14 protein-coding genes are annotated in these 15,105 nt (G+C 64.2%); 3 read left to right on the top strand and 11 right to left on the bottom strand.

The genetic code is table 11. The features are described 5' to 3' along the window. Positions 1–127: 127 nt before the first annotated feature. A complete protein-coding gene (locus tag F1735_RS18385) occupies positions 128–1,813 on the top strand; it encodes a glycoside hydrolase family 2 TIM barrel-domain containing protein (RefSeq protein ID WP_167238286.1) in 1,686 nt (561 codons plus the stop codon). A 94-nt stretch (positions 1,814–1,907) separates the two neighbouring features. Further along, entirely contained in the window at positions 1,908–4,568 is a 2,661-nt protein-coding gene (locus tag F1735_RS18380) for an NAD(P)-binding protein (protein ID WP_167238285.1), read from the top strand. A gap of 517 nt (positions 4,569–5,085) precedes the next feature. On the opposite strand, the gene F1735_RS18375 is transcribed toward F1735_RS18380, so the two are convergent. From F1735_RS18375 to F1735_RS18335, 9 genes are all read right to left on the bottom strand, one after another. Beyond that, entirely contained in the window at positions 5,086–5,751 is a 666-nt protein-coding gene (locus F1735_RS18375) for a hypothetical protein (RefSeq protein WP_167238284.1), read from the bottom strand. A gap of 436 nt (positions 5,752–6,187) precedes the next feature. After that, entirely contained in the window at positions 6,188–6,580 is a 393-nt protein-coding gene (locus tag F1735_RS18370) for a VanZ family protein (protein ID WP_167238283.1), read from the bottom strand. Positions 6,581–6,662: 82 nt separating this feature from the next. Further along, positions 6,663–6,989 carry a hypothetical protein gene (locus tag F1735_RS18365; protein ID WP_167238282.1) on the bottom strand — a complete coding sequence of 109 codons (327 nt, stop codon included), beginning with the start codon at positions 6,987–6,989 and terminating at the stop codon, positions 6,663–6,665. A gap of 542 nt (positions 6,990–7,531) precedes the next feature. After that, complete coding sequence (locus F1735_RS18360; protein ID WP_167238281.1) at positions 7,532–7,954, bottom strand: organic hydroperoxide resistance protein; 423 nt, start codon at positions 7,952–7,954, stop codon at positions 7,532–7,534. Positions 7,955–8,090: 136 nt separating this feature from the next. After that, a complete protein-coding gene (locus F1735_RS18355) occupies positions 8,091–8,567 on the bottom strand; it encodes a MarR family winged helix-turn-helix transcriptional regulator (RefSeq protein WP_166896913.1) in 477 nt (158 codons plus the stop codon). Next, a complete protein-coding gene (locus F1735_RS18350) occupies positions 8,564–9,328 on the bottom strand; it encodes an SDR family NAD(P)-dependent oxidoreductase (protein ID WP_167238280.1) in 765 nt (254 codons plus the stop codon). Before F1735_RS18350 ends, F1735_RS18355 begins: the two co-directional genes overlap by 4 nt. A gap of 77 nt (positions 9,329–9,405) precedes the next feature. Next, the gene (locus tag F1735_RS18345) at positions 9,406–9,945 is read right to left on the bottom strand and encodes a TPM domain-containing protein (RefSeq protein ID WP_167238279.1); all 540 of its coding nucleotides are present in this window, start codon (positions 9,943–9,945) and stop codon (positions 9,406–9,408) included. After that, complete coding sequence (locus F1735_RS18340) at positions 9,945–10,742, bottom strand: TPM domain-containing protein (RefSeq protein ID WP_167238278.1); 798 nt, start codon at positions 10,740–10,742, stop codon at positions 9,945–9,947. The genes F1735_RS18345 and F1735_RS18340 overlap by 1 nt, the downstream gene beginning before the upstream one ends. Before the next feature lie 4 nt (positions 10,743–10,746). Beyond that, positions 10,747–11,358 (bottom strand): LemA family protein, encoded by a 612-nt coding sequence (locus F1735_RS18335; protein WP_167238277.1) that lies wholly within the window; start codon positions 11,356–11,358, stop codon positions 10,747–10,749. A gap of 149 nt (positions 11,359–11,507) precedes the next feature. On the opposite strand from F1735_RS18335, the gene pyrF reads away from it, so the two are divergent. Then, positions 11,508–12,326: an orotidine-5'-phosphate decarboxylase gene (gene pyrF / locus F1735_RS18330; protein WP_167238276.1), complete on the top strand. Its 819-nt coding sequence runs from the start codon at positions 11,508–11,510 to the stop codon at positions 12,324–12,326. Positions 12,327–12,422: 96 nt separating this feature from the next. On the opposite strand, the gene sbcB is transcribed toward pyrF, so the two are convergent. Both sbcB and F1735_RS18320 read right to left on the bottom strand, forming a co-directional pair. Next, entirely contained in the window at positions 12,423–13,874 is a 1,452-nt protein-coding gene (gene sbcB, locus F1735_RS18325; protein ID WP_167238275.1) for an exodeoxyribonuclease I, read from the bottom strand. Between the two features lie 241 nt (positions 13,875–14,115). Then, positions 14,116–15,081, bottom strand: coding sequence for a GGDEF domain-containing protein (locus F1735_RS18320; protein WP_167238290.1), 966 nt, complete (start codon positions 15,079–15,081; stop codon positions 14,116–14,118). Positions 15,082–15,105: the final 24 nt, after the last annotated feature.

Genomic DNA, 15,105 nt, shown 5'->3' with positions numbered 1-15,105 from the left:
TTCACCCGCTTGACTGCCCGCTTACCTGCGTCCATTGCCATCTCCCTGGGATTCGTTTGTCACCAGGGATGCATTCTCCAGATCGCCATCGGGTCGCGCAATAACGCCGCTGAGCGACCGCTTACGCATGCCCGATGGCGCGACCGAATGGACGCACCAGATTGAAGTGCCGTTCGCGCCCGAAGCGCGCGCCAGCGGCCTGGGCGACACCGGCTTTCATTCGGTGTGCTGGTACGAGCGCAGCGTCGAACTGCGGCCGCACGCCGGCCGCACCATCCTGCATGTCGGCGCGGTCGACTACCGCGCCCGGATCTGGGTCAACCAGCACCTGGTGGCCGAGCACGAGGGCGGGCACACGCCGTTTTCGGCCGATATCAGCGGCGCCCTCAAGGAGGAGGGCGCGCAGGTCGTGACCGTGTACGTCGAAGACGACCCGCACGACCTGGCCAAGCCGCGCGGCAAGCAGGACTGGCTGCTCGAAGCGCACTCGATCTGGTATCCGCGCACCACCGGCATCTGGCAGACGGTGTGGATCGAACAGGTGGCGTCGACCTACATCCAGAGCCTGCGCTGGACGCCGATTTTCGAGACCTACGAAATCGGTTGCGAAATCGTTGCCACCGGCGATATTTCCGAAGAACTGTTCGTCGAAGTCAAGATCTGGCATGGCGAGAGCCTGCTGGCCGACGACCACTACAAGCTGCTCGGGCACGAGGCCAACCGCAAGATTTCCCTGTCCGACCCCGGCATCGACGATTCGCGCAACGAACTGCTGTGGAGCCCCGAGCGTCCCACCCTGCTCAATGCCGAAGTGACGCTGCACCATCGCGGCCAGGTGCTCGACGTGGTGCGTTCGTACACGGCGCTGCGGTCGGTGGCGATCAACCGCGACCGCTTCATGCTGAACGGGCGCGCCTACGCGTTGCGGCTGGTGCTCGACCAGGGTTACTGGCCCGAGTCGCTGATGACGGCGCCGTCCGACGCGGCCCTGAAACGCGACGTCGAGCTGGCCAAGGCGATGGGCTTTAACGGCGTGCGCAAGCACCAGAAGATCGAAGACCCGCGCTATTTGTACTGGGCCGACCGGCTCGGCTTGCTGGTGTGGGAAGAAATGCCCTCGGCCTACCGCTTCAGTCCCAAGGCCATCACGCGCATGGTGCGCGAATGGACCGAGGCGATCGAGCGCGACTACAGCCACCCGTGCATCATCGTCTGGGTCGCCTTCAACGAATCGTGGGGCGTGCCGAACCTGACCCTGACCCAGGCCCACCGCAACGCGGTCGAGGCCCTGTACCACCTGACCCGCACGCTCGACGCCACGCGCCCGGTGATCGGCAACGATGGCTGGGAGGCGTCGGCCACCGACATCCTCGGCATCCACGACTACGACTGCAATCCCGAGCGGCTGGCGGCGCGCTACACCACCAGCGAGCCGACCCGCACCCTGTTCGACCAGCGCCGCCCGGGCGGACGCATCCTGACGCTGGACGGCTTTCCGCATCGCGGCCAGCCGATCGTGCTGACCGAGTTCGGCGGCGTCGCCTTCGACAAGCAGGGCGCCGGCGCGCCCACCTGGGGCTATTCGCGCGCCCACACCGCAGACAGCTTCCTCGACCTGTACCGGCGCCTGCTGGCGGTGGTCAACACCACCACCATGTTCAGCGGCTTTTGCTACACCCAGTTCAGCGACACCTTCCAGGAAGCGAACGGCCTGCTGTGCGCCGACCGCACGCCCAAGGTCCCGCTCGAACTGATCCGCGCCGCCACGCTCAACGACCACGAGAAGGAGGAGTGCGATCCGGGAATTACCTGAGCAGCCGCCCACCTCACCCGCGCGGGACGGCGCCGCCGGTCCGCAGGACACACTACCAGCGAACATACGCCCGCGACGGGCGAAAGGAGATCACATGTCGACCATCATCGTTTTTTGCCACTTGCGCTGGGACTCTGTCTACCAGCGGCCGCAGCAGTTGTTATCGCGGCTGGCGCACCATTTCCGCATCCTCTTCGTGGAGGAGCCCGTTCACGATGATGGCGACAGCTTCATGGAACAATCGCGCCCTGTCCCGAACGTGACCGTGTTGCGGCCGCATACGCCGGTGCATGCGCCGGGCTTTCACGACGACCAGATCCGCCTGCTGCAACCGATGCTGGCCGGCCTGGCGCCGCCCGGCGAGCGGCCCATCGTCTGGTTCTATACGCCGATGGCCCTGCCGCTGCTGCAGGAACTGCGCGCCAGCCTGGTGGTGTACGACTGCATGGACGAACTGGCGGCGTTCAAAAACCCGCCGCGCCAGCTCCTGCAGCGCGAAACCGCCTTGCTGAACCTGGCCGACCTGGTGTTCGCCGGCGGGCCGAGCCTGTACCAGGCCAAGCGCGAACGCCATCCGAACGCGCATTGCTTTCCCAGCAGCGTGGACGTGCGCCATTTCGAGCGCGCGCTCGAGCGCGACCGCAACCATCCGCTCCAGGCCGGCATCGGCGTGCCGCGCCTGGGCTTTTATGGCGTGATTGACGAGCGCTTCGACGCGCCCCTGATCGGCGCGCTGGCCGATGCGCATCCCGACTGGCAACTGCTCATGGTGGGCCCGGTCATGAAAATCGACCCGGCCAGCCTGCCGCGGCGCCCCAACATCCACTACCTGGGGCAGCAATCGTACGAGGCGCTGCCCGGCCTGCTGGCCGGCTGGGATGTGTGCCTGCTGCCGTTCTTGCTGAACGAGGCGACCCGCTTCATCAGCCCGACCAAGGTGCTCGAATACATGGCCGCCGAACTGCCGATCGTCAGCACCGCTATCGCCGACGTCGCCCGGCCGTATGGCCATGTGGTGGCGATCGCGCACGACCGCGCCGACTTCAGGGCGGCGTGCGAAGCGGCGCTGTCGATGACGCCCGAACGGCGCGCCGCCATGTGCGCCACCATGCGCGGTATCGTGGCGGGCACCTCGTGGGACGTCACCGTCGATGCGATGCGCCGCCTGCTGGCCGAGACCGCCCCGGGACGCAGCACGGGGCGCTTTGGCGGGGCCGGCAACGCGGGCGCCGGCAATGCGGGCGCCGCCAACGCGGGCGCCGGCGCCACCGGCAGCGGCGCCACGGTCAACCCGCTGCGCTCGCAGACTGGTGCGCAGAACGTGCAGACCGTCATCGTCGGCGCCGGCCCGACCGGCTTGTCCGCCGCCTACCATCTGGGCGAGGGCGCGCTGCTGCTCGACAAGAACAGCAGCGTCGGCGGCTGGTGCCGCTCGATCCACGACCAGGGCTTCACGTTCGACCATGCCGGGCACATCATGTTCTCGAACGATCCCTATGTGCTTTCGCTGTACGAGATGCTGCTCGGCCCCAACCTGCACTGGCAGGATCGCGAAGCCTGGGTTTACAGCAAGCAGGTATACACGCGCTACCCCTTCCAGGGCGCGCTGTACGGCTTGCCGCCCAAAGTGATCACCGAATGCATCATCGGCGCGGTGGAAGCGCGCTTCGGCAGCATCGACGGGGCCGCGCCGGCACCAGCGCCGTGCGCGGTCAAGCCGGTGGAAGACTGCTGCGCCGATGGCACGGTCGAGCTGGCCCACGGCACGGCCAGCATCGCGCCGCGCAAGCGCGACAGCCAGAATTTCGAAGATTTCATTTACAAGGTCTGGGGTCGCGGCATCGCCGAGCACTTCGCCATTCCCTACAACAAAAAGCTGTGGACGGTGCCGCTTTCCGAGATGGAAACTTCCTGGCTCGGGGGCAGGGTGCCGCTGCCGGACCTGGAAGAGATCATCGAAGGCGCGCTGGAACCGGTCGCCAAGCCGATGGGGCCGAATGCCCGCTTCGGCTATCCGCTCTCGGGCGGTTTCCAGGCGCTGATGTCCGGTTTCCTGCCGCATATCAAAGGCAAGATCGAGATGAACGCCGAAGCGGCCCAGCTGCTGCCGCGCGAACACGTGCTGGTGATGGCCGACGGCAGCCGCTACCGTTACGACCACTTGATCAGCACCATGCCCTTGCCCGAATTGATCAAGCTGACCGGCAGCGAAGCGCCGCCCGAGGTGCGGGCGGCGGCCGAGGGCCTGCGTCACTTGTCGGTCCGCTGCGTCAACCTTGGCGTGGCGCGCGAAAACATCACCGACAAGCATTGGGTCTACTATCCAGAAGACACGATTTTCCACCGCATTTTTGTGCAGGGAAACGCCAGTCCGCACTGCAATCCGCCCGGTGGGTTCGGGCTGAGCTGCGAGATTTCGTATTCCCCCTGGAAGCCGCTGCCGCTCGACGGCCAGGCGCTGATCGAGCGCTGCATCGAGGACTGCGTCAAGGTCACCATGCTCAGGCCCGACGATCGCATCATCAGCGCCAACCTGGTCGACATGCCGTACGCGTATGTGGTGTACGACCACGCGCGCGCGGCCAACGTGGCGCTGGTCAAGGCATGGCTGGCGCGTTACGACATCGTGCTGGCGGGGCGTTACAGCGAATGGGAGTACTACAACTCCGACCATGCCTTCATCGCCGGCAAGAAGGCGGCGGAAGCGGTGCTGCGCCAGCGTGCCGATGCGGCGCAGAACGTCGGGTCGGAGTGAGCAAGCGTTGAGCTCGCGCGCCAAGGCAGCCCTCGGAGGTCAACTCAAAGCGTTTCAGATTGCGATCACTGTCACCCTTGACGCGGAAACGACGTTGACGGTGTCGGTAAGTAAGGCGTTTTGGCGATGAAGACGTAGCAGCGGCGACAAGCTAGTGTCCCGAGTTAGAAATTCGTTGAATAAATATGGCGACAATCGCACCGATACTGCGTCACAAATGCTCGCCAGGCCTCGGCCTGCCTGCGCTTTGTTCCTTGTCTCTTTACGATTTCACCACATTTAATCATCAACGAATTTCTAACTCGGGACACTAAAAAGGGTAGCGCCAGTCACGGGCCAGTCCCGTTGGCGGGCGCTTCCAAATAGATGCGCATCCATTTTGTGCTGTCCAGCGGCCCTAAGCGGCGCCTTGCCGCCTTGCCCACCGCAGGCAATGCGCGCACGGCGTCGCGGCGTGCGCCGTGCAAGGCGCCCGCTTCTGTTCGCTAGAAATTCACGATCATGTCTGCATACATCATTAGCGCTGGATCGCACCACCCGACACGCGCACGCGGTCGCCTGTGGCGAACGATGGCGCCGCTTCCTGTGTGACGACCTGGGTCACGCCGTCGTCCATCTTCAGCGTGATGCGGTAGACGCGGTCACCGCTCATGGCGCCGCCGCTGGCGCCCGTGCTGCCGGCACTGCCGGTGCCGCCAACCGACCCTGTGCTAGCGGTAGTCCCGCTGCCCTGGCGCGGCACGACTTCGATCTTGCTCACGGTGCTGTTGGGCGCGTTTCCCGGGGCGCCCGCGCCACTGGCCATGCTGCCGCCCGACTGGGCGCCGCCCGTCGCGGCGGAGCTACCCATCCCGGCCATGGAACTGTCCATGCTGGTGTCTGTGGCGCTAGCGGAGCTACCCGAGCCCGTCGTGCTGCCCGTGCCGGTGCCCGCCATGCTGCCGCTGCCTCCGGTGGCGCTGGCGCCACCGCTGGACTGGGCAGCGCCGCCCATTGCCGCGCTACCGGCGCCGCTTCCCGCCGTGCCGCCACTGTCGGTCGTGCCGCTGCCTGTCGACGACGTGCTCGCCGGACTGTCGCCGCTGGTCCCGCTGGCCGTGTCGCTGCCATTCATGCCGGTGGAACTGCAGGCCGCCAGCGCCAGCAAGCCCGCCAGAAGCACGCTTTGTTCGATACGCTTCATGATCAACTCCTTTGCTTGGTGTCTTCCTTGTGTGCGTGACAATCCCGCGTGCCACACCGGTAAGAGCCAACGATTCGACTAACGTTCCCATGCATTCATCGGCCTTTTGACACAGGTCAAACAATGCGCAGATCGTCTTGAATTTTTCGGAAGGTGCAGTGCTCGCGCAAAGACAGCGCTGCGTGCGCTTGATACAGCGCAAATACCCGCTGCTTTGAACGGGTAATAATTTTCCTACTGAAATTTATGAAAGCGCGTCATGCCTGCCACTTCACTTTCCAGCCTGATCATCGAGCTGGTCGCTTCGATGGAATCGAGCGTCGCCAGCCTGCGCGCGCATCATCACTCAGAACAGGCGGTGCGGCGCCTGGTGCGCGTGGCGCAATCGCACCAGCTTGGCGCTGGCGTTGGCGATACCGCGCCCGGCGCGCCAGCGTTAGCGGGAGCGCGTTTGCGGCAGAAATGCCCAGAGCAGGCCGGCAGTGACGAGCGCGGCGTTGCAATCGACCATCCAGTCGCCGACCGCGCCTGTGCGGTACGGTAGAAAACTCTGCACCAGTTCGTCCAGCGCGCCCATGACCATCACGGTCAGCACCGATTTGATGGCGCGTTCGCGCGCACTGCCCAGGCTGCCGGTGAACAAGAGGAAGGTGATGATGCCGTAGGCCAGCGAGTGCAGCACGATGCCGGACGCCACGGTGCCAATCTCGGCGCGCGCACCGGGCAGGGAACCCATGACGAGAATGGCGGCGTAGATCGCCAGCGCGGTACGGTAGCGCAATTTGCGCAGGCGTTCATCAAGAACAAGCAGGGAAAGCAGGGCGGACATGTTGGGGGGCGTGAGGGAAAACCGCCACCTTACCATGCCGGCCGTCGCGCGTGCGCGACCGGCATGTTGTTTGCCCAGGGGGTCAGATGCTCAGGGCGGGCGCGCCATTGGGGTAGCGCGCGTCGAAACAGCCGTGGCATTCGGCGCAGAACAGATGGGCGACGCGGACGGCGCGCTGGCGCAGGACCAGCTTGAGGTGGGTATGGTTGCACTTCGGGCAAGTCTCGCGCACCGTGCCGAAGGTGATCAGTTCGACCGGGGCGTTATCGCTGTCGAGGTGGTCGACAACGGTGCTGGGATGGAGTTCGGTAAGGACGAGCGTGTCGTCCGGCGTGTGGCGCTGGCGGCGGCTGGCGTTTGCCTGTTGATAAAGTGGCTCGGATAGTGCATCAAGGACATATTCACTCATTCTTATCGCTCCGCTTGGCTGGCCAATGGTTATGAAAAAAGCTCGAGGAACTTCATGATAGATGAATAAGCGCCAGCTTCAAGCCTTTGCGTCATCTTTTCGCCTGTCCTAGTCAAAGGAACAGGGAAAAGTGTTGCGCCAAAAAAAAAGCCCGCTTGTGGGAGCGGGCTAAACCCAAGATCGGGCCAAGAGATCGTCAATTCGGAGTGGTGTGCCGCCCTCCGGGTCGACACACCTGGCTGCCAGTCACGCATATCGGTTACGTGTACAGCAGATGAAGCAAGTATAGGCAGGGAATGTTACCCAGTTATGACACTGCGCAACAATGTGGGAAAGCGAGGAAAAAGATGTCCGCCGGCATGCGCTCCGGCCGCGCACCACCGGCACAGGCAAAAAAAAGCCCGCTGATGAAAGCGGGCTTAAACTATTTTCTTGGAGGAAGATAGTGGAGACAGGTGCAATTATGCGGCCCGGGCAATTATATGTCTAATTGCCATTTCGGATATCAGACATGCGCCTCACTTATATCTCCCCCGCTCGCCTTAGACGGTGACGCTCAGGTCGACGTCGATGTTGCCGCGTGTCGCGTTCGAGTACGGGCAGACTTCATGCGCCTTGTGTACCGCCGCCTGGGCCGTCGCCAGGTCCATGCCGGGCGTCTTCACGACCAGCTTGACGGTCAGGCCGAAGCCGCCTTTGTCGTTCGGGCCCACGCCGACCGACGCATCGATGCTGGTGTCGGCAGGAACCGGGGTCTTGAGGGCGCCGCTGACCAGTTTCAGGGCCGACAGGAAACACGCCGCGTAGCCTGCCGCAAACAGTTGCTCAGGATTGGTGCCGGCGCCACCGGCGCCGCCCAGCGACGTCGGGGTCGACAGTTTGACATCCAGGACGTTGTCATCGGAAACGGCGCGGCCATCGCGACCACCGCTTGCTGTTGCGTGTGCTGTGTAGAGAACTTGCATGCTAACTCCTTGCTTGGGTTGGGGCGGCAACGCTGTGCCGATGGAATAACTATAGCGAACAATTCAATTGTGCGCAATCAATTTAGTCAAATTCTTTGCCCGCGCTGGCGGGGGCCGCCCTCCCCCCGCCGCCAGTTCAGTCGTGTTCTTCCATCGCCTTGAACAAGTCGTCGCGCACGCCCGACAGCTCCTTGCGCATGCGTCCCAGCGCGGCCAGTTCCTGCCCGCTGGCGCACAGCACCTGTTCCGGAATCGCTTCGGCCTGCGCGCGCAGCGCCTTGCCTTGCGCGGTCAGCACGATGCGCACCTGGCGCTCGTCATGCGGATCGCGGTTGCGCGAGAGCAGGCCGTTCGCTTCCAGGCGCTTGAGCAGCGGCGTGAGCGTGCCCGAATCGAGAAACAGGCGCGCCCCGATATCCTTGACCAGGATTGCATCCTGTTCCCACAGCACCAGCATCACCAGGTATTGCGGGTAGGTCAGGCCGAGCCGGTCGAGCATCGGCTTGTAGGTCTTGGTCATCGCGTGCGAGGCCGAATACAGCGCGAAGCAAAACTGGTTTTCCAGCGCCAGCATGTTGATCCCCGCCGGCAGCGGCTGTTTGGTTTGGCTCATTCCTTCACCGGCACCGTGTAGTTGAGGGCAAGCCGGCCACCGTCGACATACATGGTCTGGCCGGTCATGTAGGACGCGTCGTCGCTGGCCAGGAACACCACCACGGAGGCGATCTCGTCCGGCTCGCCGCAGCGTCCCAGCGGGGTGCGCGACAGGATCGTGTTGCGCGCTTCCGGGCTGCCCAGCACGGCTTTCTTGGCCAGTTCGGTCAGGATGGTGCCGGGGCCGATGCCGTTGACGCGGATGCCGTAGCCGGCCAGGTTCAGCGCCATCACCTTGGTCAGCTGGTTGATGCCGCCCTTGGAAACCACGTACGGCACCTGGTTGGCGATCGCCACTTCCGAATTGACGCTCGACATGTTGATGATGCAGCCGTGCTGCTGGCTCACCATGTGGCGCGCCGCCGCCTGACCGCACAGGAACATCGACTTGAGGTTGATCCGCATGACGCGGTCGAAATCGTCTTCGGTCAGGTCGAGAAAATCGGCGGCGTGCGTCACGCCGGCGTTGTTGACCAGCACATCGATACGGCCGAAGGCGGCCACGGTGGCGGCGATCATGGCGTCGACATCGGCCTTCTGGCTGACGTCGGCGGCGAAGAAGCGGGCGTTCTCGCCGAGCGCTTCGGCCGCGGCGGCGCCGTCGGCCTTGATATCGACCAGCATCACGCGCGCGCCTTCCTTCACCAGGCGCTGGGCGCAGGCCAGGCCAATGCCTTGGGTGGCGCCGGTGACGATCGCTACTTTTTGCTCAAGTCTCATGTAGTGCTTTCAATGTGATACGGACATAGCGAATTTTAACCACACAGCGCGCCCGGCGTTGGGTTTTTTGCGCTGCGTCATAACATGATGGGGCGATCCGGCAACTCATTGGCGCGCGCGCCCTTGGCCGGAAAGTGTTCGGCCAGCAAAGCGTTGACTTGTTCCAATGCCGCCAGGGTGGCGGCGTGGAATTGACCCTGCGCAAAACCCTGCGTCATCAAGGCGCACAAGCGTTTCCAGACGATATTGTCGATCTTGCGCCCGACGTTGCGGTCGGTCACGATTTCGACTCGATGCTCGGCCAGGTTCACGTAGATCAGCACGCCGCAATTGTCTTCCGTATCCCAGATGCCATATTCGGCAAACAAGGCAATCGCGCGTTCGCGAATCCCCATGCCGGCCCACAAGGCGTCGAACGGCATGGCGTGCTCGACGATCAGGCGCAGCTCGCTGCGATGGGTTTGCTCGCCGGCCGTGATGGCCTTGCCGATCGCGTCCAGCGTTTCCGGCGGAAACGCGCGCCGGCCTTTGGCGGCCGTGCTGCGCCAGTGGCGCCACATGCGCGCCATGCGAGGCGCCAGGCGCGAACCGCTGCTTGATGTGGCGGACTGACTCATTACCAATCTCCCGAGGCGCCGCCGCCGTCAAAACTGCCGCCGCCGCCGGAAAACCCGCCGCCGGAAAAACCGCCGCCACCGCCACCGCCGCCGCCACGACCGAGGCCGCCCAGCGCGCTGCCGATGATGAGGCCGGTCGCGCCGCTGCTCCAGCCGCCGCTGCCAAGTCGCGCGCGCCGTGGCCGGAACATCGATGCCAGCGCGACGGCGCCGAACAGGATCAGCGGCACCAGCATGCCGCCGCCGCCCGACTCTTGCGCCTGGCGCTGTTGCGGCGGCGGGGCAGGGAACTGTTCCGCGTTGAGCAGCGTGGCAATCGCGCCCACGCCGGCGACCAGGCCGTCATAAAACTGCTTCTGCTGGAAATGCGGTGCGATTACATCCTGCAAGATGCGCTTCGATTGCGCATCGGTCAGCACGCCTTGCACGCCGCGCCCGGCTTCGATGCGCAAGCGCCGCAGGGCGGCCGGATTGTCGGGCGCCACCACCAGCAGCACCCCATCGTCGACGCCCTTGCGGCCGAGCTTCCAGGCATCGGTCACGCGGATGCTGTACTGCTCGATCTGTTCCGGCGCCGTGCTCTTGACCAGCAACACCGCGATCTGGCTGCCGGTCTTGCTTTCGTAATCCGTCAGCACGGCTTCCAGTTTGGCGCGCTGTTCTTCGCTCAGCATGCCGGCCTGGTCGGTGACATGGGTGCTCAAGGTCGGCACCGGCGCCAATTGCGCGTGCGCGGCCGTGCCGAAGCCCAGGCCGAGGGCCAGGGCCAGCATCCAGAGATAAGGCAGCAGCTTCATCGGCTTACTTGCCAAAGTTCACAGCCGGGGCGGTCGAAATCGCTTTTTCGTTTTCGACGGTAAACGACGGCTTGGTGTCATAGCCGAACATTTTCGCCGTCAGGTTGGTCGGGAACTTACGCACCTGAACGTTGTAATCCTGCACCGTGACGATGTAACGCTGGCGCGCAACCGTGATGCGGTTCTCGGTGCCTTCGAGTTGCGACTGCAGGTCGCGGAAGCTGGCGTCGGCCTTCAGGTCGGGATATTTTTCGGCCACCACCATCAGGCGCGACAAGGCGCCGGTCAGCTGGCCCTGCGCCTCCTGGAATTTCTTGAACGCTTCCGGATTGTTCAGCACTTCGGGGGTGACCTGGATGCTGGTAGCGGCGGCGCGCGCGCGCGTGACCGACTCCAGCGTTTCTTTTTCGTGGGTGGCGTAACCCTTGACCGTATTGACCAGGTTCGGAATCAGGTCGGCGCGGCGCTGGTACTGGTTGACGACTTCGCCCCAGGCGGCCTTGGTGGCTTCATCCTTGGTCTGGAACTCGTTGTAGCCGCAGCCGGACAGCAAGGTTCCTGTCAGTGCCAGGGTCAGCAGCACCCGTGCGCAGCGTGCGAATGCAGTGTTTTTCATGGTATTTCCGTCCGTAGCAAGTTGTCGAATGGTCAAAAATATACCCTAAATGCCAACAAGATGACTTTTCAAACGTGCGTGCCGGCGAGCGGGGAGGGGCGGGGGACGCGCTACAATGGCGGGTTTGTAATCGACTACGAGGCTGTCCTGTGAACTTTATCAACAAGCTGTCCGCCGCCTGGACCACCAACAACTCCCTGCTGTGCGTCGGTCTCGACCCCGACCTGGCGCGTTTTCCGGCCCAACTGGCCAAGGAGCCCGAAGCGATTTTCCTGTTTTGCAAGGAAATCATCGACGCCACGGCGGACCTGGCCTGTTCGTTCAAGCCGCAGATCGCTTACTTTGCCGCGCTGGGCGCGGAGGGGCAGTTGGAGCGCATTTGCGCGTATGCGCGCCAGCATTATCCGCACATTCCCCTCATTCTCGACGCCAAGCGCGGCGACATCGGCGCCACCGCGCGCCAGTACGCGCGCGAAGCGTTCGACCGCTACGGGGCCGATGCGGTCACGCTCAATCCGTACATGGGTTTCGATTCGGTCGAGCCGTACATGGAGTGGACCGATCGCGGCGCCATTGTGCTGTGCCGCACGTCCAATCCGGGCGGATCGGATTTGCAGTTCCTGATGGCCGATGGCAAGCCGCTGTACCAGCATGTGGCGCGCATGGTGGCGGAGAAGTGGAACACGAACGGGCAGTGCGCGCTGGTGGTGGGGGCGACTTTTCCGGACGAGTTGGCGCAGGTGCGGGCGATCGTGGGCGAGATGCCGCTGCTGGTGCCGGGTGTGGGTGCGCAGGGTGGCGATGTGGAAGCGACCGTCAGGTCGGGCCGCACGGCCAGCGGCGCCGGCATGATGATCAACTCGTCGCGCGCGATTTTGTACGCGACGGCGCAGGGGAGCGAGGATTTTGCGGCGGCAGCGCGCCGGGTGGCGACAGAAACAAGGGACGCGATCAATTTGTATCGCTAACTCGTCGTTCCCGCTAGCTCCAAAACCGTCGTTCCCGCGCCAAGGGCCGCCTTGGCGCGGGAATGACGGTAACAGTCAGAACGGGAACGACAGAGACTAGTACCTGCTCGGCGCAATCGCCTCCGCATAATCGTACAAGGTCCCCAAAATCTCCTCGGCACGCTCGTCGGCGTCTTCCGACAAGGTGTCGATCTCGGCAAACAACTGCTCGATCGTCCGCGCCCCGCCTTGCCCGTCGAACAGCCTGGCGGCGCGATGATCTTCCCACTGCTGCGCTTCCGCTTCACTGAGCAAGTCCGGGAAATTGCGCGCGCGATACCTGAACACCAGTTCCACCAGCCGCTGGTCTTCAAACGATGGCTTGGCCTTGGCCAGCTTCTCGGGGGTCTCGGCCCGTAAGGACTCCAGCTTGCGCCGGTCGCCGTTGCCGATAAACCCGCCATACAAGTCCTCGTCCACATCCACGGCCTCTTGCGCGCCCGGGCGCTGGTACACCTGGGCCCACAAGGCCCCCATATCCGGCCCCGCCGCCACCACGGCCGCGAACGCGCGCGCCTGCGCGATATCGATGCCCCACTTCTGCGCCATGTCTGTAGTGAGCGTCTTGAGATTGCCCACCAGCATAGGTGACTTGTTCAAATGGATGCTCTTGATCGGCAAGCGCGTCATGCCTTCCGGCAAATCGGCCGAACGTGTGAACATGCGCAGGCGGATCGTGTCCGCATCGAGCCCGAACAGCTCGGCCGGGTCATGGCTGCAATCCCACACCAGCACTTCATTCTTGTTGGTCGGATGCGTCGCCAGCGGCCATACCAGGCCGATGCAGCCACGCTCGGTCGGGAACATGCCCGACACGTGCAGGAAGGGCTGGCGCTGGGCCGCCGCCAGGTGCATGCCCATTTCCGAGGCGACCTTGTCTTTCTTGTGCAAGGCCAGGCAAAAATCGAACAGCTTGGGCTGCTTGTCGCGGACCAGGCGCGCCAGGGCGATGGTGGCGCGCACGTCCGACAGCGCATCGTGGGCCGACTCGTGCAGCAAGCCATTGGCCTTGGCCAGGTGCTCGAGCTTGAAACTTGGCTTCCCGTCTTCCACGCGCGGAGGAAAAACGATGCCATCCGGGCGCAGCGCGTAGGTCATGCGCACCACGTCGAGCAAGTCCCAGCGCCCGCAATTGTGCTGCCACTCGCGCGCGTACGGGTCGATCAGGTTGCGCCAGAACAAAAAGCGCGTGATCTCGTCATCGAAACGGATGGTGTTGTAGCCCACCCCGATGGTGCCGGCCTGGCTGAAGGCCGCTTCGATGGTGGCCGCGAACTGGTGCTCGGGCACACCCAGCTCCAGGCATTGCTGCGGCGTGATGCCGGTGATCAGGCACGATTGCGGGTCGGGCAGGAAATCCGGCGCCGGCTGGCAGTACAGCATGATCGGCTCGCCGATTTCGTTCAGGGCGGCATCGGTACGGATCGCGGCGAACTGCGCCGGACGATCGCGGCGCGGCTGGGCGCCGAAGGTTTCGTAGTCGTGCCAGAGAAAGGTATGGGTGGTCATGGAACTTTGATCAATAAGTAGCAGCCCTGGGACGTGCGCCTCGGGGCGGACCCTGACACCGTTGGCCCTGGAGCCGTCATTCCCGCGAAGGCGGGAATCCAAGGCGCCGTCGCTGAGTGTACGTGCATTGGATTCCCGCCTTCGCGGGAATGACGGGCTCTGAATTTCAGGGCCGAAACGTCGGCGTTATCGGGGGCGGACCCATATGGTACACAGATTGGCGCCGCCTTGGGGCGTGCTTTCAGCGTGCGACCCGGTTGCGTCCGCCATCCTTGGCGCGGTACAAGGCGGCGTCGGCCGCTGCGATGAGGGCGCTGTCATCCATGCCCGCTTCCAGCATGGCCACCCCGAACGACGCCGTGATGTGCGGCAGCGGAACCCGCATATCGCGGAAAATCGGCGCTTCGCGCATGCGTGCGCACAAGCGGTCGGCCACCATCACGGCCAGCGGTTCGGCCGTTTCGGGCAGGATCACCATCAATTCCTCGCCGCCGTAGCGCAATGCGAAATCGGACGGGCGCAGCGCCGTCGAAATCACGTCGGCCGCCGCGCGCAGGGCGTCGTCGCCGGCCAGGTGGCCGTGGGAATCGTTGAACAACTTGAAGTGATCGAGGTCGAGCATCACCAGCGCCAGCGGCGTGCCGGCGCGGTGCGCGGTGGCGATCAGCTTGGGCAGCATGTCGTTCATCCAGGCGCGATTGTAGAGCCCGGTCAAGCCATCGTTCATCGATAGCTGGCGGTAGAATTCGCCCAGCTTCTGACGCCGCCGCAACAGCGCGTTGGCGGCCCGGATGCGGAACGACAACAGCCGCAACAGGTTGCGCGCCAGGCCGTTCGACTGGTCGATCAGCTTCCACACCAGCTCGCCCTCGATGACGAGCAGTTCCGATTCTTCCAGCGCGCTGATCGAGGCCAGGTTGGCCGCTTCGTCCAGCACCGATTGCTCGCCCACGCTCTCGCCCGGTAAAATCTTGCTGACGGTGCCGTCGGCCATGCCGTTGCGGGTGTCGGCTTCGACCGCCAGGGCGCCGCGCAGCACGATGTACAGGCGCGCGCGGTTGCTGTCTTCGACCTTGGCGCCGGTGTCGAGCCGTACCACGGCGCACCCGCCCAGGGCGCACGCGATCTGCTGGTCGTCGATGTCGCGGAACAAATGCAAGTCGCGGATGGTGTAGCCCGATGCTGCGAAGGTGCCGATCTGTTCCAACATAGTCTCTCCGGTCAAATGTGC

This window comes from Massilia genomosp. 1, from assembly GCF_011682185.1.
GTDB lineage: Bacteria > Pseudomonadota > Gammaproteobacteria > Burkholderiales > Burkholderiaceae_D > Telluria_A > Telluria_A rubra.
The sequence above is the reverse complement of the archived record's forward strand: the minus strand, read 5'-3'. Positions and strand labels throughout refer to the sequence as shown.